28 protein-coding genes are annotated in these 26,761 nt (G+C 46.1%); 11 read left to right on the forward strand and 17 right to left on the reverse strand.

The genetic code is table 11. The features are described 5' to 3' along the window. The 5 genes from ptsN to yjgA all read left to right on the forward strand — a co-directional run bounded on the left by ptsN (window position 1) and on the right by yjgA (window position 3,600). Window positions 1-459 (forward strand): PTS IIA-like nitrogen regulatory protein PtsN, encoded by a 459-nt coding sequence (gene ptsN / locus A3773_RS02375; RefSeq protein WP_067982534.1) that lies wholly within the window; start codon window positions 1-3, stop codon window positions 457-459. 8 nt (window positions 460-467) lie between these two features. Next, window positions 468-1,325 carry an RNase adapter RapZ gene (rapZ, locus tag A3773_RS02380; protein WP_067982537.1) on the forward strand — a complete coding sequence of 286 codons (858 nt, stop codon included), beginning with the start codon at window positions 468-470 and terminating at the stop codon, window positions 1,323-1,325. Window positions 1,326-1,330: 5 nt separating this feature from the next. Next, the gene (locus A3773_RS02385; RefSeq protein ID WP_067982540.1) at window positions 1,331-1,600 is read left to right on the forward strand and encodes an HPr family phosphocarrier protein; all 270 of its coding nucleotides are present in this window, start codon (window positions 1,331-1,333) and stop codon (window positions 1,598-1,600) included. A gap of 120 nt (window positions 1,601-1,720) precedes the next feature. Continuing rightward, a complete protein-coding gene (gene mgtE / locus A3773_RS02390; RefSeq protein ID WP_067982543.1) occupies window positions 1,721-3,070 on the forward strand; it encodes a magnesium transporter in 1,350 nt (449 codons plus the stop codon). Window positions 3,071-3,078: 8 nt separating this feature from the next. Then, complete coding sequence (yjgA, locus tag A3773_RS02395) at window positions 3,079-3,600, forward strand: ribosome biogenesis factor YjgA (RefSeq protein ID WP_067982546.1); 522 nt, start codon at window positions 3,079-3,081, stop codon at window positions 3,598-3,600. On the opposite strand, the gene A3773_RS02400 is transcribed toward yjgA, so the two are convergent. From A3773_RS02400 to A3773_RS02430, 7 genes are read right to left on the reverse strand one after another with little or no spacing between them, the layout of a single operon-like run. Next, window positions 3,597-4,415 carry a carbon-nitrogen hydrolase family protein gene (locus A3773_RS02400; protein ID WP_231902115.1) on the reverse strand — a complete coding sequence of 273 codons (819 nt, stop codon included), beginning with the start codon at window positions 4,413-4,415 and terminating at the stop codon, window positions 3,597-3,599. The two genes, yjgA and A3773_RS02400, sit on opposite strands and share 4 nt — an antisense overlap. After that, a complete protein-coding gene (locus tag A3773_RS02405; RefSeq protein WP_067982553.1) occupies window positions 4,408-8,295 on the reverse strand; it encodes a YhdP family protein in 3,888 nt (1,295 codons plus the stop codon). The genes A3773_RS02400 and A3773_RS02405 overlap by 8 nt, the downstream gene beginning before the upstream one ends. Window positions 8,296-8,307: 12 nt before the next feature. Next, complete coding sequence (gene rng / locus A3773_RS02410; protein ID WP_067982555.1) at window positions 8,308-9,774, reverse strand: ribonuclease G; 1,467 nt, start codon at window positions 9,772-9,774, stop codon at window positions 8,308-8,310. 9 nt (window positions 9,775-9,783) lie between these two features. Then, window positions 9,784-10,368 (reverse strand): Maf family protein, encoded by a 585-nt coding sequence (locus tag A3773_RS02415; RefSeq protein ID WP_067982557.1) that lies wholly within the window; start codon window positions 10,366-10,368, stop codon window positions 9,784-9,786. Between the two features lie 16 nt (window positions 10,369-10,384). After that, window positions 10,385-10,885 carry a rod shape-determining protein MreD gene (mreD, locus tag A3773_RS02420; RefSeq protein ID WP_067982560.1) on the reverse strand — a complete coding sequence of 167 codons (501 nt, stop codon included), beginning with the start codon at window positions 10,883-10,885 and terminating at the stop codon, window positions 10,385-10,387. Next, window positions 10,882-11,757, reverse strand: a complete 876-nt coding sequence (gene mreC / locus A3773_RS02425) for a rod shape-determining protein MreC (protein WP_231902116.1) — start codon at window positions 11,755-11,757, stop codon at window positions 10,882-10,884. The genes mreD and mreC overlap by 4 nt, the downstream gene beginning before the upstream one ends. 49 nt (window positions 11,758-11,806) lie before the next feature. After that, window positions 11,807-12,844 (reverse strand): rod shape-determining protein, encoded by a 1,038-nt coding sequence (locus A3773_RS02430; RefSeq protein ID WP_067982568.1) that lies wholly within the window; start codon window positions 12,842-12,844, stop codon window positions 11,807-11,809. A gap of 221 nt (window positions 12,845-13,065) precedes the next feature. On the opposite strand from A3773_RS02430, the gene gatC reads away from it, so the two are divergent. Genes gatC through gatB form a run of 3 tightly spaced genes read left to right on the forward strand, consistent with a single transcriptional unit; the run spans window position 13,066 to window position 16,330 of the window. Continuing rightward, window positions 13,066-13,353, forward strand: a complete 288-nt coding sequence (gatC, locus tag A3773_RS02435; protein WP_067982570.1) for an Asp-tRNA(Asn)/Glu-tRNA(Gln) amidotransferase subunit GatC — start codon at window positions 13,066-13,068, stop codon at window positions 13,351-13,353. A 57-nt stretch (window positions 13,354-13,410) separates the two neighbouring features. Then, window positions 13,411-14,862, forward strand: a complete 1,452-nt coding sequence (gatA, locus tag A3773_RS02440; protein WP_067982573.1) for an Asp-tRNA(Asn)/Glu-tRNA(Gln) amidotransferase subunit GatA — start codon at window positions 13,411-13,413, stop codon at window positions 14,860-14,862. Between the two features lie 13 nt (window positions 14,863-14,875). Beyond that, window positions 14,876-16,330 carry an Asp-tRNA(Asn)/Glu-tRNA(Gln) amidotransferase subunit GatB gene (gene gatB / locus A3773_RS02445; RefSeq protein WP_067982575.1) on the forward strand — a complete coding sequence of 485 codons (1,455 nt, stop codon included), beginning with the start codon at window positions 14,876-14,878 and terminating at the stop codon, window positions 16,328-16,330. A 124-nt stretch (window positions 16,331-16,454) separates the two neighbouring features. Here the strand turns inward: gatB and A3773_RS02450 are convergent, their stop codons facing one another. Further along, on the reverse strand, window positions 16,455-17,084 hold the full coding sequence (locus A3773_RS02450) for a TorF family putative porin (RefSeq protein ID WP_067982577.1): 630 nt from the start codon (window positions 17,082-17,084) through the stop codon (window positions 16,455-16,457). Between the two features lie 271 nt (window positions 17,085-17,355). Here A3773_RS02450 and msrA point away from each other — a divergent pair, with 271 nt between their 5' ends. The 3 genes from msrA (at window position 17,356) to A3773_RS02465 (ending at window position 20,351) form a co-directional block, all read left to right on the forward strand. Next, the gene (gene msrA, locus A3773_RS02455; protein ID WP_067982580.1) at window positions 17,356-17,826 is read left to right on the forward strand and encodes a peptide-methionine (S)-S-oxide reductase MsrA; all 471 of its coding nucleotides are present in this window, start codon (window positions 17,356-17,358) and stop codon (window positions 17,824-17,826) included. 524 nt (window positions 17,827-18,350) lie between these two features. After that, a complete protein-coding gene (locus tag A3773_RS02460) occupies window positions 18,351-19,118 on the forward strand; it encodes a class II aldolase/adducin family protein (RefSeq protein WP_067982584.1) in 768 nt (255 codons plus the stop codon). A 57-nt stretch (window positions 19,119-19,175) separates the two neighbouring features. After that, the gene (locus A3773_RS02465) at window positions 19,176-20,351 is read left to right on the forward strand and encodes a mandelate racemase/muconate lactonizing enzyme family protein (protein WP_067982587.1); all 1,176 of its coding nucleotides are present in this window, start codon (window positions 19,176-19,178) and stop codon (window positions 20,349-20,351) included. Window positions 20,352-20,418: 67 nt separating this feature from the next. Here the strand turns inward: A3773_RS02465 and A3773_RS02470 are convergent, their stop codons facing one another. From A3773_RS02470 to lepB, 9 genes are read right to left on the reverse strand one after another with little or no spacing between them, the layout of a single operon-like run. After that, the gene (locus tag A3773_RS02470; RefSeq protein ID WP_067982591.1) at window positions 20,419-21,264 is read right to left on the reverse strand and encodes an amidohydrolase family protein; all 846 of its coding nucleotides are present in this window, start codon (window positions 21,262-21,264) and stop codon (window positions 20,419-20,421) included. Window positions 21,265-21,291: 27 nt separating this feature from the next. Further along, complete coding sequence (locus A3773_RS02475) at window positions 21,292-22,032, reverse strand: SDR family NAD(P)-dependent oxidoreductase (RefSeq protein WP_067982594.1); 741 nt, start codon at window positions 22,030-22,032, stop codon at window positions 21,292-21,294. 25 nt (window positions 22,033-22,057) lie between these two features. Next, complete coding sequence (gene acpS, locus A3773_RS02480; RefSeq protein WP_067982597.1) at window positions 22,058-22,435, reverse strand: holo-ACP synthase; 378 nt, start codon at window positions 22,433-22,435, stop codon at window positions 22,058-22,060. Beyond that, complete coding sequence (pdxJ, locus tag A3773_RS02485) at window positions 22,432-23,202, reverse strand: pyridoxine 5'-phosphate synthase (RefSeq protein ID WP_197462715.1); 771 nt, start codon at window positions 23,200-23,202, stop codon at window positions 22,432-22,434. The genes acpS and pdxJ overlap by 4 nt, the downstream gene beginning before the upstream one ends. A gap of 13 nt (window positions 23,203-23,215) precedes the next feature. Next, a complete protein-coding gene (gene recO / locus A3773_RS02490) occupies window positions 23,216-23,911 on the reverse strand; it encodes a DNA repair protein RecO (RefSeq protein ID WP_067982602.1) in 696 nt (231 codons plus the stop codon). 12 nt (window positions 23,912-23,923) lie between these two features. Next, a complete protein-coding gene (gene era, locus A3773_RS02495; RefSeq protein ID WP_067982605.1) occupies window positions 23,924-24,862 on the reverse strand; it encodes a GTPase Era in 939 nt (312 codons plus the stop codon). Next, window positions 24,855-25,544 (reverse strand): ribonuclease III, encoded by a 690-nt coding sequence (rnc, locus tag A3773_RS02500; protein ID WP_067982608.1) that lies wholly within the window; start codon window positions 25,542-25,544, stop codon window positions 24,855-24,857. Before rnc ends, era begins: the two co-directional genes overlap by 8 nt. Beyond that, entirely contained in the window at window positions 25,541-25,918 is a 378-nt protein-coding gene (locus A3773_RS02505; RefSeq protein ID WP_067982611.1) for a DUF4845 domain-containing protein, read from the reverse strand. Before A3773_RS02505 ends, rnc begins: the two co-directional genes overlap by 4 nt. A gap of 16 nt (window positions 25,919-25,934) precedes the next feature. Continuing rightward, entirely contained in the window at window positions 25,935-26,747 is an 813-nt protein-coding gene (gene lepB, locus A3773_RS02510) for a signal peptidase I (protein ID WP_067982613.1), read from the reverse strand. Window positions 26,748-26,761: the final 14 nt, after the last annotated feature.

The following is a 26,761-nucleotide window of genomic DNA, read 5'->3' on the forward strand; positions in this document are numbered from 1 at the left end:
ATGTTGCTTCATGAACTATTAACCCCCTCAAGCGCCCTTTACGGCCTTGAGGGCGGAAGTAAAAAGCGGATTCTAGAAAATGCTGCTGAAATAATATCGGAGCAACATCCCGATATGAGCGTATCATCGGTATTTAATGGACTTCATTCGCGTGAAAAGCTTGGCAGTACAGGGATTGGCGATGGTATCGCCATTCCCCACTGTCGGCTTGCAGAGTGCACAGAAGCTAAAGGCTATCTCGTAAAACTGGATGAACCTATAGATTTTGATGCGATCGACGGCAAACCCGTTGACCTACTGTTTATCTTGATTGTTCCAGAAGACTCCACCTCTGAGCATTTGGCGACACTGGCTGCTATTGCAGAGCTTTTCAGCCAAGAAGAGGCTAGGAACGCACTCAGGGCAAACCAAGACAGCCAATCATTATACGAAACCTTATGTAAGTTGAGTGCTGCCTAGGAGAGAATATGAAGCTTGTTGTGATTAGCGGCCGTTCAGGTTCAGGGAAGAGTACAGCACTACAAGCTTTAGAAGATATAGGGTTCTACTGTATAGACAACCTGCCTGCCCTCCTGCTGCCTGACCTAGTGCAGCAGATGAGTAGCGATGCTAGCCACCCTGATCAGATTGCCGTCAGTATTGACGCACGCAACCTACTCAGCAATTTGTCCAAATTTCCTGATATTCTCAATCAGCTCCGCCAAGACCATTGGGCCGAATATGAGGTGATTTTCTTAGACTCATCCGAGGCGACCTTACTCAAGCGTTACAGCTCAACGCGACGTAAGCACCCACTTTCCGACACCCACAAAAACTTGCAGCAATCGATTGAGTCAGAATTAACACTCCTTGAGCCTATCGCAAGCTTGGCCGATATCAGGATAGATACCACTCGCCTATCCCTTTACGAACTTAGAGATACCGTTAAGCTCAGGGTTGCTAACCGTAAAGCACAAACCTTATCGGTTCAATTTGAGTCTTTTGGTTTTAAACACGGCGTCCCTCTGGATGTAGACTTCGTCTACGATGTACGCGCACTCCCGAACCCCCACTGGGTTCCTGATCTACGTAAATACACAGGTCAAGAAAAACCAGTACAAGCGTTTTTAAGCAGCTCACCGGAAGTGTGCGAAATGATAGACGATATCAAAAATTTCCTTGAGCGATGGTTGCCCCGATTCTCAGAAAACAACCGCAGTTATATTACAATCGGCATCGGCTGCACGGGCGGCCAACACCGATCGGTCTATATTAGTGAACGTCTTGCTTCTCATTTCTCTCAACATATGGATAATGTCCATGTTCGTCACCGAGAATTGAGCTAATTATCATGCAAGAGAAAGAACTACTGATCATCAACAAGCTGGGCTTGCATGCTAGAGCAGCGGCAAAACTTATTAACGTTACGGCACGTTTTTCGTCTGACATCTCCCTTGAGAAAGACGGTCGCGCGGTTGACGGAAAAAGCATCATGTCCGTCATGATGCTCGCGGCTAGCAAAGGCACAACATTAACTGTTAAGATCACAGGTAGTGACGAAGAAAGTGCTATGTTCGCCATTGAAGAGCTTATTAACAATCGTTTTGACGAGGACGAATAACGCTCACCCCATAAACTCTTAGGGCGATCCCTTCAACGTCCGTTATAATCAAAGTATTACACTCTATTTACGCTTCTACTTATAATAGAAGGTCTAGCAAAGCCCATAAGCGATAACACCATGGCCGTTGAAGAAACAAAATCACATTTTGATAAGCTAAACGATGCTTTAGATAGTGGTGAGTTTCGCCAAATTCGCTTTACGCTTAATAGCACCTTGCGACCAACAGAAGTGGCTCGTTTAATTGAAAAATCGCCACCAAAAGAGCGCCAAATCCTGTGGAATCTAGTTGCCCATGAGCTAGAAGCCGAAGTTCTTCAGCATTTAAATGACGATATCCAAGCGGATATTTTAAGTCGAATGAATACGGAAGAGGTTTTAGCGCTAACTGAATCACTTGATTCAGATGATATGGTCGATGTGCTTCAACAGCTACCAAACAGGGTTATGAAAGAAACCCTGCGCATCATGGACAAACAGAACCTTCGACGTGTCGAAAAGCTATTGTCGTATCCAGAAGATACAGCCGGCGGCTTGATGAATACGGATACCACCACTATCCGACCAGACATTAGCGTTGAAACTGCATTGCGTTATATTCGACGCCACGACGAAATACCCGAGATGACCGACAGTCTTATCGTCGTGAGCCGTAAAGATTCCTATATCGGCCTTTTACCACTCACCAAACTCTTAGTGTCTGATCCCTCAATCACGATCAGGGAGATCATGAACACCGGCATCAAAGCAATTAATGCACAGATGCCTGATGACCAAGTAGCCGCCTTATTCGAAGAGCATGACCTCGTTTCAGCCCCCGTGGTTGATGATCAGGGCAAACTTGTTGGTCGTATCACCATTGATGACGTGGTTGACGTTATCAGGGAAGATGCCGATCACTCCTTAATGAGCATGGCCGGTTTGGACGAAGACGAAGATACCTTCGCTCCAGTAATGAAAACCACCCGTCGCCGCGCAGTCTGGTTAGGTATCAACTTACTCACCGCATTTATTGCCTCGGCAGTAATCGGCTTATTCGAAGCAACCATTGATAAAGTGGTTGCCCTCGCCGTACTGATGCCGATCGTTGCCTCCATGGGCGGCATCGCAGGCTCACAAACCTTAACCCTGGTAATTCGTGGCCAAGCACTCGGGCATGTTGAACGCTCGAACGCCCGCTGGCTATTAAACCGAGAGGTTATCGTTGGTGTATTAAATGGCCTCCTTTGGGCGGCAGTCATTGCCGTGGTCGCGACCGTCTGGTTTCAAGATATAAACCTAGGCATTATTATCGCACTTGCGATCATCATTAATTTAGTTGTAGGTGCTATATCAGGCACCTTACTGCCTATAGTGTTAAAATCTATGGGTATCGATCCCGCCTTAGCTGGAAGCGTCCTATTAACAACCATCACGGATGTGGTAGGCTTCTTTGCCTTTTTAGGGTTAGCCACCATCTTTTATGCCTGAGAACACTCATGAGCGATAACAGTAAATTTTCAAACATGCCTCTCAATGATGATGAGGAGTTAAGCAAAACAGAAGCAAAGCGCCAAATGCATGCCCTACAAACACTAGGGGCGCGCCTAACTAAGCTGAATAAAGAGCAGCTTGCAAAAATGAAGCTGGATGACCGTCTGCATTTAGCCATTGAAGAGTTCCACCGTATTAAATCCAACGGAGCTCAAAAAAGGCATTTGCAATATATCGGCAAGATCATGCGTACCGAAGATACGGATAAAATTGAACATGATTTAGGCTTATATGAAGCGGGACAACAAGCACATACCCAAACATTCCATAAACTGGAACGTTGGAGGGATCGCCTTATTAGTGAAGATAATCAGGCGCTTCAAAGCTATATCGATGAAAACCCAAGTGCAGATGTACAGCACCTGCGTCAGCTGATTAGAAATGCTAAAAAAGAGTTATCGCTCGAAAAACCACCTGCAGCGGCTAGAAAACTGTTCAAATACCTGCGCGAAGTGGCGGGCGCTTAGAACCCTGCCTGCGCTCTATGCTGCATAACCGGCATCGCTTTACGTCGTTTATGCAGTGTAGCCATATCAATCTCAGCCAACACTAACCCACTACCCATCAACGTTTTTAACGCCAAAACATCCCCCCACGGATCCACAACCATACTGTGACCCCAGCTAGAACGCGTCTCTGAGTGTTTACCCCCTTGATTGGCAGCTAATACATAACACTGGGTTTCAATGGCCCGTGCACGTAACAACACCTCCCAGTGCGCCTCACCAGTCACATAGGTAAAGGCTGACGGCACCACTATAATGTCCGCACCCAGCGCTCTAAGCTTTTGGTAATGTTCAGGAAAGCGCACGTCATAGCAGATAGACAACCCAATCCTACCAAAAGGGCTTTCGACAACGACAGGTTGCTTGCCGGCTTCAATAAAATCAGATTCGCGATAACTACTATGTGCATCATCCACATCGACATCAAACAGATGCACCTTATCGTACCGGCCCACTTGAACGCCCGCCTGATCAAACACTAAACAACTGGCGTAAACTTTTGTGCCAGACGGTGATAACAGCGGGACACTGCCTGCGATAATCCATAGGCCATATTGTTTTGCCAGATCAGAAATCGTCTTCTGGATAATACCGGCACGTGCCTCCTCTTCAGCTAAGGAGATAAGCGCTTTGGAGTCCAACAGAGCAAAGTTTTCAGGCAGAAGAAGCAACGAGACAGATGCGGCCGCAGCCTCTTGCGCCAACAGCGCGACAGTCGCCAGATTATCAGCTAACACTTCACCCGAAACCATCTGAGCCACTGCAACCTTAACCATGATCATTATCCATAACCGACGGTACCGTTTTGTTCGCTGGCTTAGTGGCCTTACCATCATCAATCACAATAGAGGGGTCGCCCCAATCGCCAGATAAGTGGTATTTAACGGTGGTGAACTTAGCCAGCGGGTCACCTATAAGCTTATCAAACAAAAACACAGCGCCCGCCACTTGAGGGGCACCCAAGAGCACACTCACCAGAGGAATACTACCGGTGACCGGCAAGGCAACTTCAATATCTTTATCCACCGTTTCATTAACTAAGTCTAAGCTCCCCTTCATGACCATATTCGCCGAAGGGCCTGTCATAACAAAAGGCGAGGAGGTATAAGCGATACCTTTTTTAATCGTATAGCTGGCCTTCATCTCATCGAACGCCACCCCACTTTCAACCAAATCAGTAAAATCTAAGCGTAAACGGCGACCTAAAGATTGCAGATTTAAAATGCCAAAAACCCGCAAAATATTTCCCGATTTACCAACATCTAGAATACGCCCCTGCTTAGCGGTAAACTGCAACTCACCATCCGCATGCCCTAATTCAAATGCCCAAGGCGCGTTACTCCATGTAAGCTGCAAGTAGGAATCCAAGCTTTTCATTTCGATCCCAGTCACATCCAATGACGTCAGGACTTCATTAAAGTTTTTACCATTCAGTTTAAGCGTCAGGTCAGAGAAAGGTGTACTGCCCGTAACCCAACGTAGCTGACCTAGTACCTCAGCCCCCTTGATGACGCCCTTAATATCTTCAATACGCACATCATTATCGTATGGACGTAATTTAAAACTCCACTGTCCTAATTTTTTGTCACCCATCAACAACTTAGCGATGGAGAAATCGACGGAAGGGATCGACTGAGGATCAATATCAATCACGTCCGGTATGATGTCACTATCCGACTTCGCTTCGGAATCATCGTTATTAAGCGTGAGCTGCTGCAACTCAACCTTATAAGGCAAATTCGCATCATCAGGCAGCCATAATTGCCCCAAGAGCAGTGCACTCTGAGCATTCAACATCCAACCGGAAGGCTCCGGTTTCAATGATATCAATACGTCGTTTAGATCAAAGCTCCCCGCACTAAAACGAGACAATAAAAGATCAACCTGTTTGAGCTTAGTATCCGTTAAACCACTACTTTTTTTCGCAGATGCTTGGTTATTAGACCCAAGAGCCGCGATAAAACGTTCGATTTCAGCATAGTCGACAGCGTCAAGCTTCCCATCAACCCATATACCCGCCTCATCTGGAATCTCCGGTTTAGCACCACCAAGGCTAAATCTAGCGCGTTCAAGCCCTTTGCTATCACTCACTAGCGCGCCCCGTAGCTGGTCCGCTAAATTCAAACGCACAACACTGCGATCATCCGCATAAGTCAGACCTAAATCACTGACCACCGTTAAAGGCATTGTCTGAGATTTTGTTTTACTCAACGGTGGAAAAGCGTTGATCTCCACGCCGATTAAATCACTCGTAACCACCAGCTGGTTACAAACTTTACCGGGGCAAAGATCTAAACGTGCATGGTAATCAACCTGTCCTTTCAATAACGACAAGGCGTCAGCATCTAACCATGTCCGTAGGTAGTCAGCACTAATGCTGCTATCCATATTAACTTCAGTTTTCTTAACCTTATTTGACATCAGGCGCGTAGAGATGCGCGCACTAATCGGCTGTTCAAATAACTTAGCCTTAAGCGGGCCTGAGGATAGCCCTAAACTGGCATCATAACTAACGTCACCCTTGATCTGGCTGAAATCTATTTTATCTTTAACCGATTGAAAGCGGCCCTGCTTAATGTTCGACGTCACCAACACCTTAGGCGCAGCCTTACCGCTTAAAGGTAAATTAAGATCGACCAATGTGCTCACGGAGCCAGACATCGCCCAATCATTAAAGTCATCACCAACCTCTTTCTTTAACTCACTTTCAGTTAATAGACGCTGCAGGTCAGTCGCATCACCGCTCACGGAACCCGCTATCAATAACTTATCAGTGGTTTGAGGCAGGTGAACCCAAGCAAAATCTAACGCTGAGTCATAAATATTTCCGTTCGTCGCTTCCGCAATCAGCTCACCATTACGGAAATAAATAAAGCTGTTTGCCTTTTTAATCGCAGGCCAACCGGGCTGATATTCAAACGAAGCATCCTCTAGATCGAAAAACAACTGAACAACAGGGAGCTGGTAATCGGGCAGCCGTGCTCGAGTCACACCATTTAAAACAAAACCGGCACGTTTAACCTCGCCCTTTTGGATCGCTTGCACTAACCATTGATAGGTTTCAGGCCCCACCTCTTTTGGTGGTATGTAATATTTGGCTTGTAAACCATCCGTACCTTGTAAACCGATCTGCAAATTGAGTAGAGGCTGCTCATCTGGGTTAAATGGTAGGTAAAGACTGAAACGACCCGCGGCCGATAGATCACTATTCGCCAAATTTAACAGTTGCGAAGCAACCACAACGCCTTGATCTTCAAACCGCCAGCCAATCACACCTTTCGCATCATTATAGGACCACGCATGATCAAACAATGTGGGATAGTGCATCAAAAAATCGTGGCTCGTTAAATGGATTTCGCCTCCGGCTTGGTTGAGCCTAAGTAAGCCATTAATCCCTTTGATTTCGGGGACATCGGTCCACGCATTAATTCCGACATCGGCCAAATCAGCGGCCAGTTCAAAGCTCTCTAGCTCAGTGGTTTCAGGCCAAGAAACCAAAATATTTTTCACTGTCCCAATCGGCGAGACAGTGTTAAGCGTCGACGCTACGTCATCCGTCATAAACGGCTGCTTTAACAGCCATTCGAATGTTGATGCCAGCTCGATCTTATCAACCATTAAACGGCGCGGGTGAATACGCGTCCCATCGCGCTCAAAATCTAAACTAATCTTCGGTATATCAATACCGCTCTGCTCACTACCGATTTGAAAATCAGTAACTTGCAGCTGATAGCCTCGGTCTCGACGATGTAATGCAGTCTGGACAGTCAACTGCTCTAACTCATACGCTTGGTATTTGAAGTTTTTAATTAAGGTCCTACCTGTTAGGTAGGTTAAACGACCACGGTAAGATTGCCCCCACACCTCCTGTGCCGCATTTAAACTGTCTAATTGGAGATCAGCCAGCTTAAGCCACGGGTTAAGTAGTTGCTCATCAATCCCCTCAAACTTAAGATAGAAATCAACCGCTTTTTTCGCGGGATTCCCTTCCACTTCGGCTAAAAATTTAATGGAAGAGCGGGCAGAGGTAGACACAAGATCCGCCTCTATTTTTAATTGATGCATGACCCCATCATGTTGAAGGCTCAACTGGATTGGCGCGACCGACACCGCATCCCCATACCTTGGCTGCAACACAATCCGCGTCCCACTCATATTGATGGAGCTTTGCTGCAATAAGAAGGTTAAAAAACCACCCTGGGATGTCTCTGTTTCGAGGGAAGCGACATTATCATTGGCCGCTTTAATCGCTTGCTCAGCGTCAACACCGGTTTGAGAAAGGTCGTACCTTAAGGTCATGCCATCAAGGTCGAGTTGAGAAAAGATAAAAGTGAAAGCGCGTATTGACTCAGCGGGATCAAACTTAACATCCCCCCGCATCAACGCAAACGAGAGCTCTGGCTGACCTTTCAGGCCGTCGATTGAAAGCCCTTCAATAGATATAGACGGCTGCCAATCCTCCCAACGCCCCTGAATATCTACGATATGTACCTTTGCATTAAGCTGGGACGAAAGAAAGGTTTCAATATCCTGACGATACAGGTTGATATCGTCCACCAGCACTTTCACGGCAAGACTGGCACAAGCCAACAGTGCGCACAAAAAAGCAAGCAACCAATAAAGAAACCACAGTACTGAATGTGCTTGGCGTTTCACAAAGGGTACCTATTAACGTAAAACAACATCAAAACTTTCCGCGTTATACATAGGCTCAACCTGGAAGCGGATAGTTTTATTGATAAAGGATTCGAGCTCCGCCACATGATTCGATGCATCATCCAGCAGATAATCAACAACCGCCTGCGCCGCCAATACAAGGTAACTATCAGTATCGTAAGCACGGTGCTGTCTTAGTATTTCACGGAAAATCTCATAACAAACCGTTTCGGGCGTTTTAATCGAGCCTCGCCCTTGGCATTCAACACAAATATCACATAAAACCTGTTCGAGGCTCTCACGTGTACGTTTACGCGTCATCTCAACAAGGCCTAAGTCGGACACGCCCGTCAGCTTGCACTTAGCGTGGTCTTTTTCTAACACCCGCTCGAGGGTTCTTAAAACCTGTCGTTGATGATCGGGGTCTTCCATATCAATAAAATCGATAATGATGATGCCCCCTAAGTTACGCAAGCGTAGTTGACGACCTATGGCCGTAGCGGCCTCGAGATTCGTTTTAAATATAGTCTCTTCGAGGTTCCTATGCCCAACAAAGGCACCGGTATTGATATCAACCGTTGTCATCGCCTCAGTTTGATCAAAAATCAGATAACCACCGGATTTCAGCTCAACTTTACGCCCTAGCGCCTTTTGTATCTCTTCTTCTACATTAAACAGATCAAAGATCGGCCGCTCGCCCGGATAGTATTCCAACTTACCCGCCACTTCAGGCACCAACGCATCAACAAAATCTTGTGCTTTCTGGAATGTTTCTCGGGAATCGATACGAATTTTTTCTAAACCCGCATGCGCCATATCACGTAGGGCACGCATATTAAGCGGCAGGTCCTCATAGATAACACTGGGGGCTTTGGCTGATTTGATTTTGACTTTGATAGATTCCCACAAGCGCCGTAAGAACTGAATATCCTGCGCTAACTCAGCTTCAGCCGTACCTTCTGCAACGGTACGTAAAATAAAGCCGGTAGGCTCCTCACCGTCAGTTTGTGACAAGCTTTGCACTATTCCACGCAGTCGATCACGCTCTTCAACATCTTCGATTCGCTGGGAAACGCCAATATGATCATTGCCAGGCATACACACTAAATACCGAGACGGTAAAGACAAGTGCGTGGTAAGACGCGCCCCTTTAGTACCGATAGGATCTTTCGTCACCTGGACTAGAAGCGATTGCCCTTCTCGCAACACTAATGCAATCGATGCATTACTTTTCTCTTCTGGCGTCGCATTTTGGCTAAGAACTTCTTCGACATGAATAAAAGCAGCACGCTCAAGCCCTATATCGACAAAAGCAGCCTGCATGCCAGGCAACACACGAACAACCTTACCTTGATAAATATTCCCAACGATACCGCGACGATGCACTCGCTCGATGTAAACCTCTTGTGGCATACCGTTTTCAATAACAGCCACCCGGGTTTCCATTGGTGTGAAGTTGATTAAGATCTCTTCGCCCATGACAGTTCCTTACATCTCTTCTGTATGCCAGATCTCTATATCTGCCACTTTTAATAATTCAGCCGTTTCCGATAAAGGTAAGCCTACAACAGAAGAATAACTACCGTTGATATGGTCAACAAATATGGCACCCAAACCTTGAATCCCATAGGAACCTGCTTTATCTGCCGGTTCTCCCGTCGCCCAATACAATTCACACTCTTCTCGAGAAAGGGTTCTAAACGTCACATCAGTTGTGACCACAAAACTATGGGTTTGTTCGCTACCGACTAAAGCAACTGCTGTAATCACTTGATGGGTACGGCCTGACAAACTCATTAACATATTAACAGCATCCGCTTGATTTTGCGGCTTGCCAATAATATTACCATCTAAAATAACCGTGGTGTCCGCCCCTAAGACAACTTGTTGCGGCTTCGCTAAAGCATAACCCGCTTCAGCCTTCGCTAAAGCAACGCGCGTAACATAAGGAACAGGAGATTCGCCCGGTAAAACATCTTCACAAATATCAACAGCGTTCACGTCAAACCGAACTCCGATCTGCGCCAATAACTCTTTTCGTCTTGGAGAAGCAGAAGCAAGTACTAGTTTCACCTTAGTGCCTCAAATATTATTTAATCCGGAATAAACGACGAATGCCGCGTAAGACCACGAACAACCATGGCCATAATACAGCACTCACAAGACAAGGTAGGAGGAAAATTAGATTATCACCGGTGTAACCAGTAAAGGCTTGCATCCAGTGAAATAACAATTGATTAATCCCAACAAGCACCATAACCATAAGTGCCTGCTGTACAACAGGAAACATACGTAACCGCTGATGGAGTAATAATGTTAGAAAGGCGATAATCGTTAACGAAAGCGCATTCAGACCGAGTACACTCCCCTTAATGACATCAAGAAACAGCCCTAGGAAAAAAGCAACGCCCATACCGACACGATGCGGTAGCGCCATCACCCAATAGATCAAGATCATGGCAACCCATTCAGGTCGTGCCCACTCGACAAAATAAGGCAGCGGTATCTGGCTCAACATCAAACCGACAAGAAATGTGGCTAAAATAATCAGCCCGCCACCCCCTGAAGGCGTTGGGGCGCCAGCGTTCACTTTACCTCCTCAAAAGGTATCACTTTACTCTCAGGCATATTTACCAGTAACAGGTGCCTCGACTTATCCAGCAACGCTGTTGGCTTAATACGCACCCGCGCAAACTGCTGGCCGGGATCTCGTATCACTTCAGAAACCACGGCAACGGGGTAACCACGCGGAAAACGCCCACCTAAGCCAGACGTAATGACCAAATCATTTTCCTGAATATCTGCGGTATCAGGTACATGATCTAACTCGAGCTCATCCAGCTCACCTTTACCTATAGCAATTGTTCGAAACCCATTACGGTTAATTTCGACAGGTAATGCGTGTCGAGCATCCGTAATCAACATGACACGACTGGTATAATAGGAGATCTCGGTGACCTGCCCCATCACTCCACCTGCATCAAGAATCGGCTGACCTAACACAACATTATTTTCACTGCCGCGATTGATAATAACCTGATGCTGAAATGGATCAGGGTTAACCCCGATAAGCTCAACCAATTCAACCGCTTCATCAACCCGCTGACTGCCTTTTAGCAGCTGGCGTAGTCGATTATTTTCAAGCCAAAGTGCATCATTCTGCTGAACTTTGCGCTCAAGTAGTAACGCTTCAGACTTAAGCTTGGCGTTCTCTTTTACCAACAGGCTCCGGTCCACCACAATATCCGAGACCTCACCCGCAAACCGGCTAGGTACATCGACAACCCATTGTAGAGGCGTTAATAAGAGAGACAGATAGGCGCGACTTTCCCTTACTTTTGCGGAATAGAGATCCGCAACCATAAGCGCAAACGCAATAACAAGGAGGATAAAAAACCGACGACCGGAAGATCGTCCGCGAAAAATAGATTTAATACCCCACCTCCTGGCGAGTTCTCGCACATAGGAGGCGGGACAAAAAGATTAAAACAGTAGTGACATCTGGCATAAGTTAGTCATGACTTACCAGCTCAAAACCATGTTTATCGAGCATCTCTAATGCACGACCACCACCACGCGCTACGCAGGTAAGAGGATCTTCTGCGACAATAACGGGTAAACCGGTTTCTTCACTAATCAGACGGTCAATATTTCGTAACAACGCCCCACCACCGGTTAAGACAATACCGCGTTCCGCAATATCCGAGGCCAACTCAGGGGGACACTGCTCTAGCGCGCTTTTAACTGCCTGAACTATTGCAGATAACGGCTCTTGTAACGCTTCGAGAATCTCATTGCTGTTTAAGGTAAAGCTACGAGGAATACCTTCAGCGAGGTTACGACCACGGACATCGATTTCATGCATCTCGGATGAAGGGTAGGCTGTACCGATCTCTTGCTTAATGCGCTCAGCGGTTGAATCACCAATCAAGCTACCGTAATTACGACGTACATAAGTAACGATATACTCGTCAAAACGGTCGCCGCCTAAACGAACAGAATCTGCATAAACAATCCCGTTTAAGGAGATCACTGCGATCTCAGTGGTACCACCACCTATATCGACCACCATAGAACCGCTCGCTTCGTCCACAGGTAAACCTGCTCCGATAGCCGCAGCCATAGGTTCATCGATTAAATAGACTTCTCGCGCACCCGCGCCCATAGCCGATTCTTTAATCGCACGACGTTCTACCTGTGTCGATTTGCATGGAACACAGACAAGTACACGCGGGCTCGGCGTAAGGAAATTAGTGTCATGAACTTTACTAATAAAATATTGCAGCATTTTTTCCGTTACATGGAAATCTGCAATAACGCCATCCTTCATCGGACGGATAGCTGTAATTGAACCAGGAGTTCGGCCTAACATTCGCTTCGCGTCAGCACCGACCGCAGCGACAGACTTTTGATTACCTGTCTGCCGTATCGCAACAACAGAAGGCTCATCAAGAACGATATCCTTATCACGAACGTAAATCAGTGTGTTTGCTGTGCCTAGGTCTATAGACAAATCACTGGAAAAAAGACCACGAATTTTCTTTAACATGTAAAGGGAGTCCTAAGAAATCCTGCAGGTATAGCCGCTATATCCTGAAAACACGTAACTCTAACAATGGCACGCGTTTTGAGCAAGGCGTAAATAAGTAAAACTACTTAAATAACTTACTTATTTATCCTTCAGGATACAGCACCAATATGATAACGTATGCCTTTATTTTTTTCCTTTGCCATTTTCATTGGCAACACCTCAAAAAGTGAGAGTAAATTATGTCTCTGGACCGCACTGATGTGGACAAAATCGCCCATCTGGCGCGACTTCAAATTGAAGAACAAGACGCTCCTGAATACGCGCAAAATTTGTCAAACATTTTAGACCTGGTTGACCAGATGCAAGCCATTGATACAACCAATGTGTTACCTATGGCGCATCCCCTTGACGCTGTACAACGTCTTCGCAGTGACCTTGTCACCGAAGAAAACCAGCGTGAACTTCTACAATCGGTCGCTCCCGCCGTTGAAAACGGCCTGTTCCTCGTTCCAAAAGTCATTGAATAGGGTCGCAGTTAAACCTCCCCCCATTCATTTGGAACACATTTAAAGGATACGATTTTCATGTTTGACAAAACCCTCGCCGAATTAGCCGCAGGGCTAAAAACAGGCCAATTCAGCAGCGTTGAACTAACGCAAGCCTACCTTGCACGTATAAAGGCCGAAGATACAAAGTACAATAGCTTTATCTCAGTCACCGATGACCTAGCGCTTGAGCAAGCCGCAGCAGCGGATAGTCTCATCGCGGCAGGCGACGCAGGCACCTTTACCGGCCTACCCATCGCCCACAAAGATATTTTTTGTACTCAAGGCGTTCGCACCAGTTGCGCATCCAAAATGCTGGATAACTTTATCTCCCCTTATAACGCAACAGTGGTCGATAAGTTCAATCAAGCCGGTGCCGTAACGTTAGGCAAAACCAACATGGATGAGTTCGCTATGGGCTCCTCCAATGAAAGCAGCTTTTACGGTCCCTGCAAAAACCCTTGGAATACCGATTGCGTACCAGGTGGATCATCAGGTGGATCGGCAGCAGCCGTCTCAGCCCAATTAACACCCGCAGCGACAGGCTCTGATACCGGCGGTTCAATTCGTCAGCCGGCAGCCCTTTGCGGCATTACCGGCTTAAAGCCCACATACGGCCGCGTTTCACGTTACGGCATGATCGCCTTTGCATCATCATTGGACCAAGGTGGCCCAATGACCAAAACAGCGGAAGATGCCGCCCTGATGTTAAATGTCATGGCAGGCTTTGATAAACGCGACTCTACGTCAGCAGATCGCGACGTGCCCGATTACACAGCCGACCTAACCAAACCCCTTGATGGTTTACGCATCGGCCTGCCTAAAGAGTTCTTCAGCGGTGATATCAACGCAGATATCGCAGCACAAACCCAAGCAGCCATCAAAGAGTTTGAAAAACTCGGCGCAACGGTTAAAGAAGTTAGCTTACCGAACACCGCGCTCTCTATCCCAGCGTACTACATTATTGCGCCAGCAGAAGCGTCCTCAAACCTATCTCGCTTTGATGGTGTGCGTTACGGCTATCGCTGCGAAGACCCTGTAGACTTAGAAGATCTATACAAGCGTTCACGGGGCGAAGGCTTTGGACCTGAAGTAAAACGCAGAATATTGGTGGGCGCTTACGCCCTATCTGAAGGCTTTTATGATGCTTATTACAATAAAGCTCAACAGATTCGTCGCCTTATTCGCGATGACTTTACCAAGGTGCTGAGTGAAGTCGACGTTATTATGGGCCCGACAACACCTCACCCTGCCTTTAAGATAGGCGAAAAATCATCTGACCCTGTCGCAATGTACATGGAAGATATTTTTACACTCTCTCTCAACCTAGCAGGCCTTCCGGGCATGTCTATCCCATGCGGCACCGTTGATGGTCTGCCCACTGGGTTACAAATCATTGGCGACTATTTTGCCGAACAAAAACTATTGAATGTTGCTCACCAGTTCCAACTAGCAACTGATTGGCATAAACAGTCACCACAAGGCATCTGAGAGGTTAATTATTATGGAATGGGAAGCGGTAATCGGGCTAGAAATTCACGCCCAACTAGCCACAAAATCCAAAATCTTTTCCGGTGCCAGCACAGCGTTTGGCGCCGAACCTAATACACAAGCGTGCGCGGTCGATCTTGCATTACCCGGCACTCTCCCTGCATTTAATGAAGAAGCATTAAGAATGGCCGTAAAGTTTGGCCTCGCCGTTGATGCTGAGATTGGGCGAAAATCAGTCTTTGATCGCAAAAACTATTTTTATCCCGACCTTCCTAAGGGCTATCAAACCAGCCAACTGTTTCACCCTATTGTCGGTATTGGTCACATTGATATCACATTAGAAGATGGCACAACAAAGCGCATTGGCGTAACACGTGCCCACTTAGAGGAAGATGCGGGTAAATCACTGCACGACGAGTTCCCCGGCATGACAGGGATCGACCTTAACCGTGCAGGCACACCGCTATTAGAGATTGTATCTGAACCGGATATGCGCAGCGCGGAAGAAGCAGTCGCCTACGTTCGCAAAGTGCACTCACTTGTTACAAGCCTTGGCATCTGTGACGGCAACATGTCTGAAGGCTCATTCCGTTGTGACTGTAACGTTTCAGTACGTCCTAAAGGACAGGAAGAGTACGGCACGCGCACCGAAACTAAAAACATCAACTCATTCCGCTTTATTGAGAAGGCCATTGTTGGTGAAATTGAGCGCCAAATTGATCTCATCGAAGACGGCGGCCGCGTAATACAAGCAACACGCCTGTATGATGCTGACAAAAATGAGACGCGCTCTATGCGCTCGAAGGAGGAAGCAAACGACTATCGCTACTTCCCCTGTCCAGACCTCTTACCTATCGTCATTGATGATGATTATATCGATGCGATACGTCAAACCTTGCCCGAGTTACCTGATGCGCGCAAAGCACGCTTCATTGAGGAGTATAAACTCAGCGAATATGACGCCATGGTTCTGTCTGCAGATCATAATATGGCAGCTTACTTCGAGGTTATTGCAAAAACGGCCAAAGATGCAAAACTTGCAGCAAACTGGGTCATGGGCGAGCTATCCAAGCTCCTAAACCAGCACGATATAGATATCACCAACAGCCCGGTTAGCGCAGAACAGCTAGGCGGTTTATTGATGCGCATAAAAGACGATACTATTTCAGGCAAAATTGCCAAGCAAGTATTTGAAGTAATGTGGTCAGAAGGTGGAAGCGCCGATGAGATCATCGAATCAAAAGGCCTTAAGCAAGTTACAGACAGCGGCGCAATAGAGCAGATTGTTGATGAGGTCATCGCCAACAATACACCACAAGTTGAGCAATATGTTAACGCTGAACCTGATAAACGCGGCAAGATGATCGGCTTCTTCATGGGGCAAGTAATGAAAGCATCTCAAGGTAAAGCGAACCCAGGCCAAGTACAAGGTGTACTTAAGCAAAAACTCGATGCACTGGTAAACTAACGCTTCAGCAACCACAAAAAAAACCGCGACTATCGCGGTTTTTTTATCGTTAAAAATTACATAAAAAAAGCCCGTCAAATGACGGGCTTAATACTAGTATGTAACATCAAACAAGGATCAAAACTTAGAAGTCGAAAGACTTACTAATGTAGAAGCTGATTGTTTCTTCACTACCGATCTGGCTATCAGGATCGATATAAGCAACGCCCATATCTAGACCTTCATAAGTAGCGCCATAACCGATTTCCCAGTAGTCGCCATCGTAATCGTTACCAAATGAACCGTATGTAAGGTAAGCACCTTCGTATTCACCAGTAAGCGCTAAAAACGTATAGTCTTGCTCAGGTGTGCCACCAGACGTATCTTCAGTACCAACTGTATACTCTAGGCTTACAGGACCGTAACCAAGGTTAAAGTTGATCTCATGAAAATCAGTCGCGCCATCTTCGGTATATAGGAAACCGGTATAACCAACATAGTAAGAGAAGTCTTCAACTTCACCAGCATAACCACCGTAAACATCAACCTCTAGCTCACCATTGTTCAATGAAGCAGCCCACGTACCTACAGAGATACCGTTTTCTGCGTCATAATCCAGGCCACCCATCATGCTTGCGCCGTTAACGCCCTGATCAGTACCACGGAAGTAGTAATCGCTCATTGCGCCGATGTTAGCAGACAGACCAGCTTCAGCCATAACAGAAGCAGATAAAAGACCTGCAGCAATCAAGGTTTTCATAGTAGATTTCATCATTAATAATTCCCCCTAGGACAAAATGAAATTCTTTAATCTGCACTCAATAAAGCACAGCGTGTGCCAATAAAAAAAAATGCTTTAAAAACAATATATTAACCAACAAAAGCCACAATATAACCAGATAAATAAGAGATCACTCAATCACGGAGGCACCAATATAGCGCACAACGATTATTGCACTGCACCAAATATGAACTTTTTATTACTGAAATAATTAAAACAAATTAGAGTATTGTTAAGGCTTCGCCACCAATAGGAGGAATAGGATATGAAGATTGCAACATTCGCAGCGGGCTGTTTTTGGGGAGTAGAGCTACAGTTTTCCAAACTACCAGGGGTGGTAACGACGGCCGTTGGCTATATGGGTGGCGATAACACTCACCCAACGTATCAAGACGTCTGTCGCGGCGATACAAATCATGCCGAGGTCGTGCAACTAGCGTTCAACCCAGAGGTGATAAGTTATGAGGCGTTATTAAAAGCGTTCTGGGCAGTCCACAACCCGACAACATTAAACCGTCAAGGGCCCGATGTGGGAACCCAATACCGCTCCGCCATCTTTTACCATGATGATGAACAAAAAACCTTGGCTGAACTCAGTAAAACCCAGCTCGACAATAGCGGCGTGCTACCTGACAAAATTGTGACAAAGATAGTGCCCGCTGAGACTTTTTGGTCCGCTGAGGAGTACCATCAAAAATACTTAGAGAAACGGGGTATGGGAGGTTGTGGCATCTAATAGCAAGACGTAGGCAAAATCGCCTATTCCTTAAGGGCAATGTTTAGATGGCCAAGGCCGTCTAAACCGATTGCCTAACAATAGCAACCGAGCCGCTCATCATAAGAAACTTACTAGGGATCAATTTAATCGGTAGGTAGGTGAAATACGCCCTTTGACTGAGCAGAACACGGGAATCCTCTTAGCGCAAATAACAAAAAGCATATACACAGTGACAACGTAAAGCGATGTCCACCTAGCTCAAGACAAATAAAAACATCAATCCCAATAACCCAGCACCCGCTAGTGCGATTAATGGAAACTCAACACTGGCTTTTACAGTACGCGCATTCACAGTAACCTCCTTAAAAACATAAATATTAATGAGAACCATTATCAACAATATTGAGCCAAATGTAAATAATTCTTATTAAGAAATAAATAACTGATTTCCTATCAACGCTTTTTGAAATTCTCTGTATAATTCCTGCTCTCTCCATTTTAAAAAGCTGAATAGCCCGGCATAAACAACTCTAGGGGGCATAATGTTTAAAGCACCTACATTAGATCTTAAAAACGCAGTATCGTCAGAAGAGTGGGAAGCTCGAGTAGACTTGGCTGCATGCTACCGCTTAGTAGAAGCATTCGGCTGGGACGATCTGATTTACACCCATATCTCCGCAAAAGTCCCTAATACGGATCACTATCTAGTGAATGCATTTGGCCTGAGCTTTGATGAGGTCACCGCCTCCAATCTCGTTAAGGTAGACCTAGCCGGCAATATACTAGATGACACCCCTTTTGATATTAATCCGGCGGGCTTTACAATCCACAGTGCAGTACATGAAGTGCGTCACGATGCCCATTGTGTCATTCACCTCCATACAAACGAAACCATTGCCGTTTCGACACTCGAAGAAGGTCTATTGCCGCTATCCCAGTATTCCTGCTTCTCTCTTTCATCACTAGGGCACCATAGCTATGAAGGCTTAGCGGTAAACCCTGAAGAGAAAAAGCGCCTACAGGACGATATAGGGAGCCACAACCACTTATTACTACCTAACCATGGTGCGCTCACTGTCGGACCAACCGTCGGCGATGCTTTTATGCGCATGTATGACCTACAACGGGCATGTGAAATACAGTTAATGATCCAAGCCACCGGTGCAAAAGCCATTCCTATTGCGGCTAACATCGTTGAAGGTATATCAAAACAAGCCAATGTTGTTCATTCAGGTTCAACCGGCGGACAGAAATCGTGGCCCGCAATGTTGCGCAAGGCCTATCGACTGGATCCCGCATTCGCATCGTAAGTTAGCATAATAAATACAGACAACGATCCTCCTTGGATTGGTTAAAAAGGTTACCTAATGAAAATTAATCGCGTAGAAATTTTTGATATCCACTGTCCTGACCGCCCTGTATGGAACCCTGTTTTTATTCGTATTCATACCGATGAAGGCATTAGTGGCGTAGGTGAAGCGGGTTTAGCATATGACCTCGGTCACAGCGCCGCCGCCCATATGATAAAAGAGTTTGCCGAAGAGATGTTGATCGGACGCGACCCCTTTCAAACCGAAGATCTATGGAACTTAATGCTACGCGGTAGTTTTTGGGGACTCGGTGGCGGACCGATTATCTATTCTGCCATGAGCGCAATAGATACCGCTCTTTGGGATATTAAAGGGAAAGCCCTTGGCGTTCCGGTTTATCAACTATTGGGCGGCAAAGTAAATGATAAGCTACGCACGTATGCCAGCCAGTTACAGTTTGACTGGGATGAGGAGTTCGCACGTTTAACCGATCCAGAAGATTATGCCAAAGCCGCTGAGAAAGCGTTGGCTGACGGTTATGATGCGGTTAAAGTCGACCCCATTATGTACGATGCAAAAGGGGAAACCCATTTCGACCGCACTAAGCTATTCAGTCATCAAGATATGAAAATGTTCCGCGACCGCCTGATGGCGATACGCGAAGTCATGGGAGATGATGGCGATATTATTTTTGAATGCCACAGCCTACCTGGCGCATCAACGGCGATCCAATTAGGTGAAATCGTTGAAGAAGCCCGCTGCATGTATTTTGAAGAACCCGTTAATTACTTAAACTCAGAACTTCATAAACGGGTTGCCGACAAGGTAAATGTCCCTATCGCAGGCGGCGAACGTTTATATAATCGCTGGGGTGTCCGCCCTTACTTAGAAGACCAAAGTGTCGATGTATTACAGCCGGATATCGGTTTATGTGGCGGTTTTACTGAAACGAAAAAAGTATGTGATTATGCTGATGTCTATGACGTGCGCATTCAAGCACATGTATGCGGCGGCCCCGTAGCGACAGCGGCTTCACTGCACCTGGAAACAGCCATTCCAAACTTCTTAATCCATGAACACCACACCTATGCCATTAAGAAATGGAACCGTGAACTATGTATTCAGGATCCTCAACCTGTAGACGGTTTCTTCCAGGTATCAGAAGCACCGGGGATAGGTATTGAGCTTAACGATGAGATAGTGATGCGTTCGCCGAGAATGGAAATTAAGTAAGCCATTTACGTGTAATAAAAAAGGCTCGGCGCCATGTGCTCCGAGCCTTTTTTATTACCTATTCTGTTTAGGAAAACTGATAGATACGCTTCGCATTTTTATAAACCAGCATCTCTTTCTCGCGCGGGCTCCAATCCATCTCATTGAGATAGCGGGACCATACCTCCGCGTAACTGCATGCCATCTCGGAAACGGGAAAGTTACTCGCTAACATGACACGGGGTAGCCCAAACTGGCCAATCAAAAAGCTCACCATAGGCTTAATTTCATCAAGGCTCCACGCCGCATCAAACATCTCCCAACCTGAGCATTTGATAGCACATTCAGGGTGCTGAGCTAATCGCATAATCCCGTTCATCCAATGCTCTGACAGTTGAGCCGCGGAGCCACAGTGATTAACAACAACCTTAAGCCTAGGTAACGATAACAAGACCTGATTCAAAGCATCCGCCGCAGAGGGAACCGCTAAAGGGAGCTGCGCTTCAAACATTAATCCTTGCTCAGACAGCAACCTTAAATGCTGGCGCACTAACTCGTTTGCTAAAATAGCACCTGCATTTTCATCCAGAATATAACGTATACCTACCAACGAGCTAAACGCAGTCAAACGGGCAAGTTGCGCAGGAAAATCGGTCGAGGTTAGATCAGCGAAAGCCACGCTTTTAAAGGGTAGCTGACAATGGCGCTCTAACCATGCCAGCTCGCGCCAAGGTGACTCGTTATCAAAGCCTGCCTCAATATGCACAAAACCGGCTAACGCGGCGGAAGTCTCCAGCACTAAATCCGCTTCAGAAAAATCACGTCTAATCTTTGCTTTATCGGGCCAATGGGGCGCATGCACCTCCTTCAGCCAGTCATAACGCCCCTGCTGCAAATCGATCAAATGAATATGAGGATCTATCACTCTAAGCATAACCCCCTCCTAAACTAATGATCGGCTTCACTGTGTCGTATATCCGCCATCGATGACCTGCAAACTACCGGTAATAAACTTAGCCTCATCGCTCGCAATAAAAGCGATCAATGCAGCAACCTCTTCAGGCTGACCAATGCGACCTATAGGCTGAAGAGCCGCTTCGTCAGCATGGACAGTAGCCGCATCAGCCCCCGTGCGCTGGCAGTAACGATCAATAGCTTGATGATACAACGGGGTTTCAATCGTGCCAGGACAAACAATGTTCGCCCGAACACCATAAGCGGCATAATCTAACGCGGTGGTTTTAGCCATCGAGGCTAACGCAGCCTTACTCATGTTATAAACAAAGGCGTTCTTTTTAGCGACGAGAGACTGATCAGATCCGACAAGCACAATCGAACCAGAGCGCTGTGCTTTCATCATTGGCAGCACGGCTTTGAGTAGATAGAAGGCACCTTTTACATTAATACCCATCACACGCTCAAACTCGGTATCTGACGTCCCCTCAAGAGTTGCCGAAAAATGTACGCCAGCATTAGAGACTAGCACATCAATGCGGCCTACCCTTGCTTTTATCTGCGCAACCGCGCGGGTCACTTGATCACTCGCTGAAACATCACATTGAATATATGTAGACAGATCTTCGACCACATCAGTTGGTTTCAAATCAAGATTAAACACCTGATAACCTTGCTCTAAAAACCTCTCGACAACCGCTCGGCCTATACCAAAGGAACCACCGGTAATCACACAGACTCTACTCATGTAGCTATTCCTCTATACCGTCGAATTACAGGCCTTCAGCCACCGCAAAGGCAACAATATACTCTTTCTCATCACTGTAGCTAAGCTGGATATTTTCAACGTTTAACGTCATCGCCCGCTCAGCCGCACCGGCGCTTAAAGCAACCAACGGCCGTCCCCACTCATCTTTAGCAATCTCAATATGCTGCCAACTGACGCCACGCCCGATCCCCGTCCCTAATGCTTTTGAGACCGCTTCTTTAGCCGCAAAATGTTTAGCCAAAAACAACCCAGGATCATTCGCAGCAGTACAGCACTCAAGCTCTTTTGGGGTCAGAATTCTCTCCGCAAGCTTAGGGGTATTCTCCCACGCTTTTCGTAAGCGGCTGATCTGGAGAATATCAGTACCTATACCCGCGATCATTTGCGCAGCGCATCTCTTAAGGGCTGAATCCGCGCTTGGGTTTGTAGCATCTGTTGTTTCATTTCAGATACCGCCTCTTTAATCCCGACAAATAAAGCGCGGGCAATAATGCCATGGCCTATATTCAATTCATTCATTTCGGGAATTTCAGCGATCTGCTCAACGTTATGATAATTTAAACCATGCCCTGCATTAACGATTAAGCCTTTCTGATATGCGTAAGCCGCTGCAACTTGAATACGTTTCAGTTCAGCCCCCTGCTCTACCGATGTCTCTGCATCAGCATACGCCCCGGTGTGCAGCTCAATAACCGGCGCACCACAACGGATCGTTGCATCAATCTGTGCAGGATCAGGATCGATAAATAAAGACACCTCAACCCCCGCTACGCTTAAACGCTCACAGGCCGCTTTAACTTTCTGCTCTTGACCGACGACATCCAATCCGCCTTCAGTCGTCAACTCTTCACGCTTTTCAGGCACTAAACAGCAATGGGCGGGCTGTACTTTTTCAGCAATCGCGACCATTTCATCGGTAACCGCCATCTCAAAATTCATCCGCGTCTGCAGCGTTTCTTTTAACAAAAACACATCACGGTCTTGAATATGACGACGATCTTCACGTAGATGAATCGTGATCCCATCAGCCCCCGCTTCCTCTGCTAATGCAGCCGCTTGAACGGTATCAGGGTAACGCGTACCTCTTGCCTGGCGAATCGTCGCAACATGATCAATATTTACACCCAAAAGAAGACGGGAAGGCTCTATCACGTTTTGCTCCTTACATTTTTTGAAACAGCTCACGACTGCGTAAAGGTTGATGTCCAAGAACCCGGTCTATCAAAAGACGCATCAATCGCTTAGATGCACGCCGCACTTGGAGGTTTTCATAATTATCATCTGAGATTGCATTTAACTGCCAGCCATAAAAACAGAAAGGCTTCTGTTTGTCACTCACGCCGCTACCACTTAACGCAGCAAATCCCTGTTCTACATTTAAGAGATAGATCTGGTCATCAAGCTGATTACCCAACTCAGGAAGGTAGCCTAACTCATCTAATAAGCGATGTTCAAAGGTACGCAAAGCCCCCTCAATATCCTCTCCCGAAACCAACTCGTTGAGTACATACTGATAATAGACATAAAGCTGGGGGTGGGGATCAAAAGGCTGAAGTGTACGCGAGAGCAGTTCGTTAACATACAAACCACATAATAAGGCATCGCCATTAAGAAACATCATGGCTGCAACCGGTTCAGCTTGAGTAATGGTTTTTAACTCATTCCGCCCACGCCATGCAATTTGTACGGGAATGAAAGACTGAACAGATGCACGAAGCTTAGATTTTGGACGACGGGCGCCCTGAACAACGGCAGACACTTTTCCATATTCTAACGTGAAAAAGTCAACGATGAGGCTAGTATCGCGATAGGGGCGACCATGAAGAACATAAGCCGCCTGCTGATCCGTGTGACTCATATTGAACGCAAATTAGCTGTTATCGTAACCTAAGCTACGTAACGCTCGCTCATCATCAGCCCAACCGCGACGAACTTTAACCCAAAGGTTTAGCATCACCTTACAGTCAAACATGCGTTCCATATCTAAACGCGCATCACGACCAACCGTTTTAATCCGCGAACCTTTATCACCAATCACAATACGTTTTTGACCATCACGCTCTACAAGAATTAACGCACTTACATGCAGCACACCGTTTTGAGCGTACTTAAACTCTTCTATCTCAACGGTCGTACCATAAGGAATCTCGTCGCCTAGATTACGCATCAACTTTTCACGCACCATCTCCGACACCATAAAGCGAGAGCTTTTATCTGTCACTTGGTCTTCAGGGAAGTGGTGCATTCCGGTTGGCATATGTTTAGCGATCAGTGCTTCTAACTGCTCAACATTATGACCATCTTTCGCCGATAGAGGGACCATCTCTGCAAATTCCATGCGCCCTGCATGGGACTGCATTTGAGGAAGCAAAGAGGTTTTATCTTTTAGTTGATCAATTTTATTAACCGCAAGAATAACGGGGCAACGCACATGCTTAACTTTATCTAACACCAACTGATCTTCTTCAGTCCAAGCAGTACGGTCAACAATAAACACGACAAGGTCCACATCACGTAACGCATCCGACGCCGCTTTATTCATATAGCGGTTAAGGGCCTTTTTACCTTCATCTTTATGTAAACCCGGCGTATCAACATAGACAATCTGTAGATCGCCTTCTGTTTTAATGCCCATAATTTGATGACGTGTTGTTTGGGGCTTACGTGAGGTAATACTCAGCTTTTGGCCCAATATATGGTTCATCAACGTTGATTTACCCACATTTGGACGCCCTACAATCGCTACAAAGCCGCAGCGTTGATTCGGATTTTGTGGTTCATCCAACAGGTGCATTAGATCTTCAGCCATTTTTTTTTTCCACCTGCAAGAGAATGAGTGCATTTTTAGCTGCTTCTTGTTCCGCCTGACGACGACTACTACCTACACCTTTAGCAGCTTGCTTTAGGCCATCAACACTACATTGAATATAAAATGTTTGTGCATGGGCCTCACCTTCAACGTTAATTAATTCGTATTCAGGTAATGATAAACGACGCGATTGCAAAAACTCCTGCAACCGTGTTTTTGAATCTTTCATTGATTCATTAAGGTCGAGTTTATCCAGTCGCTCTTTAAACCACGACAAAATAAATCCACGCGCAGTGTCCATGTCGGTATCAAGATAAATTGCACCGATAATGGCTTCTACGGCATCGGCTAAAATTGAGTCGCGGCGATAGCCACCACTTTTTAGCTCACCACTGCCTAAGCGCAGATAATCCCCTAAATCCAATTCACGAGCGACTTCAGATAAAGTAACGCCTTTCACCATACGCGCGCGCAGGCGACTAAGCTCACCCTCTTTAGCCTTAGGGAAACGCTGATAAAGATCATCAGCGATAACAAAGTTAAGAATAGAATCGCCTAAAAACTCTAGACGTTCATTGTTCTTCTTGCCGCAGCTACGATGGGTCAGTGCTAACTCGAACAGTGACGTATCAGTAAAACTATGGCCTATACGACGGGATAATTCAGATGCTGGTTTTATCAAGGTGCTATTGCTTCATATTGCTTTTCAAATTTAACCATCGCGTCAACGTTATAAAACATAGGGACGCGTATTTCATAATCGAGGACAAAACGGATAACGCCCTCTTTCTTAGTAATCACTAAGGAGTCTTTATGGGGTAACTTCACTTGGTTGATACGAAACTTTTTACCAATATCAAGTTTCAAACTACCAATACTTTTTTGTAATTCATCTCTATCAGTGCTCACCTGAGTTAATACAGAATCGACTGTATTATAGTCAAGATAAGCAGGGTACAACTTAAAGGCAACCGAAAAGAAAAAGCCTGCGACCAATAAGACGATCAATATTGAAAAAAATGATGCACCGGTTTGCTGCTTACGAGTAGGTTTCATTCCATTCTCCATTCCATTACTCAATCACACGAACATCGCCAAATTTTGGCCAGCTCAAGAAAGTCGGCCAATGCATCCATACCGCGAATGCCTTACCAACCAGCAAGTCTTCAGATACAAAACCCCAATAACGGCTATCGTTACTATTATCTCGGTTATCGCCCATCATAAAATAATGATTAGCAGGGACTGTCCATTCCATATTTTGAGACGGTCTCATCAGATCCTTATGGATCTCATGCTTTACCCCTCCCAAGTTTTCCAACAGAAGCTGCTGAACGGGACGATTCGGTGGCAGCTGAGCTAATAAAATTTGAGGCTGAGGCTCATTATTAATAAAAAGCGTTTTATTCTGATAACGAATCACGTCACCCGGTAAACCAACCACCCTTTTAATATAGTTAATCGACGGTTTTTCCGGATACTTAAATACAATCACATCACCGCGTTCTGGTTCATTGATATCAACAATCTTAGTATTCAATACAGGTAGACGTAACCCATAATGGAATTTATTCACTAAGATAAAATCACCAATCTTTAAGGTTGGCAACATTGAACCCGATGGAATTTGAAAAGGCTCAACTAAAAACGAACGTAGCACTAAGACAATAAGTAGCACGGGAAACATGGAGCGTCCTGTATCAACCCAGCCTGATTCACGCTCAATCTCTGCTCGAACCGATTCAGGCAGCTCACCCTCAACTTGATTAGCCGCCGCACTTAGTTTTGCTTCACGTTTAGGTTTAAGTGAGATCCTATCGTAAAACCACACAAGCCCCGATACAAACGTCAGCGCTACCAGTATTAAAGCGAAATCAAAATCCATCGATACTGCCCTTA

Origin of the sequence: Neptuniibacter pectenicola (assembly GCF_001597735.1) — a bacterium.
Taxonomy (GTDB): Bacteria; Pseudomonadota; Gammaproteobacteria; order Pseudomonadales; family Balneatricaceae; genus Neptuniibacter; species Neptuniibacter pectenicola.

Excerpts from the sequence above, each read along its gene's own strand:
- rng (WP_067982555.1), bottom strand. The coding sequence starts at position 9,774 with ATGGGCGAAGAGATCTTAATCAACTTCACACCAATGGAAACCCGGGTG.
- A3773_RS02475 (WP_067982594.1), bottom strand. The coding sequence starts at position 22,032 with ATGAGTAGAGTCTGTGTGATTACCGGTGGTTCCTTTGGTATAGGCCGA.
- acpS (WP_067982597.1), bottom strand. The coding sequence starts at position 22,435 with ATGATCGCGGGTATAGGTACTGATATTCTCCAGATCAGCCGCTTACGA.
- A3773_RS02430 (WP_067982568.1), bottom strand. The coding sequence starts at position 12,844 with ATGTTAAAGAAAATTCGTGGTCTTTTTTCCAGTGATTTGTCTATAGAC.
- rapZ (WP_067982537.1), top strand. The coding sequence starts at position 468 with ATGAAGCTTGTTGTGATTAGCGGCCGTTCAGGTTCAGGGAAGAGTACA.
- ptsN (WP_067982534.1), top strand. The coding sequence starts at position 1 with ATGTTGCTTCATGAACTATTAACCCCCTCAAGCGCCCTTTACGGCCTT.
- A3773_RS02465 (WP_067982587.1), top strand. The coding sequence starts at position 19,176 with ATGAAAATTAATCGCGTAGAAATTTTTGATATCCACTGTCCTGACCGC.
- A3773_RS02385 (WP_067982540.1), top strand. The coding sequence starts at position 1,331 with ATGCAAGAGAAAGAACTACTGATCATCAACAAGCTGGGCTTGCATGCT.
- A3773_RS02505 (WP_067982611.1), bottom strand. The coding sequence starts at position 25,918 with ATGAAACCTACTCGTAAGCAGCAAACCGGTGCATCATTTTTTTCAATA.
- msrA (WP_067982580.1), top strand. The coding sequence starts at position 17,356 with ATGAAGATTGCAACATTCGCAGCGGGCTGTTTTTGGGGAGTAGAGCTA.
- era (WP_067982605.1), bottom strand. The coding sequence starts at position 24,862 with ATGGCTGAAGATCTAATGCACCTGTTGGATGAACCACAAAATCCGAAT.
- mgtE (WP_067982543.1), top strand. The coding sequence starts at position 1,721 with ATGGCCGTTGAAGAAACAAAATCACATTTTGATAAGCTAAACGATGCT.
- A3773_RS02450 (WP_067982577.1), bottom strand. The coding sequence starts at position 17,084 with ATGATGAAATCTACTATGAAAACCTTGATTGCTGCAGGTCTTTTATCT.
- gatA (WP_067982573.1), top strand. The coding sequence starts at position 13,411 with ATGTTTGACAAAACCCTCGCCGAATTAGCCGCAGGGCTAAAAACAGGC.
- lepB (WP_067982613.1), bottom strand. The coding sequence starts at position 26,747 with ATGGATTTTGATTTCGCTTTAATACTGGTAGCGCTGACGTTTGTATCG.
- gatB (WP_067982575.1), top strand. The coding sequence starts at position 14,876 with ATGGAATGGGAAGCGGTAATCGGGCTAGAAATTCACGCCCAACTAGCC.
- A3773_RS02460 (WP_067982584.1), top strand. The coding sequence starts at position 18,351 with ATGTTTAAAGCACCTACATTAGATCTTAAAAACGCAGTATCGTCAGAA.
- recO (WP_067982602.1), bottom strand. The coding sequence starts at position 23,911 with ATGAGTCACACGGATCAGCAGGCGGCTTATGTTCTTCATGGTCGCCCC.
- A3773_RS02470 (WP_067982591.1), bottom strand. The coding sequence starts at position 21,264 with ATGCTTAGAGTGATAGATCCTCATATTCATTTGATCGATTTGCAGCAG.
- yjgA (WP_067982546.1), top strand. The coding sequence starts at position 3,079 with ATGAGCGATAACAGTAAATTTTCAAACATGCCTCTCAATGATGATGAG.
- gatC (WP_067982570.1), top strand. The coding sequence starts at position 13,066 with ATGTCTCTGGACCGCACTGATGTGGACAAAATCGCCCATCTGGCGCGA.
- A3773_RS02400 (WP_231902115.1), bottom strand. The coding sequence starts at position 4,415 with ATGGTTAAGGTTGCAGTGGCTCAGATGGTTTCGGGTGAAGTGTTAGCT.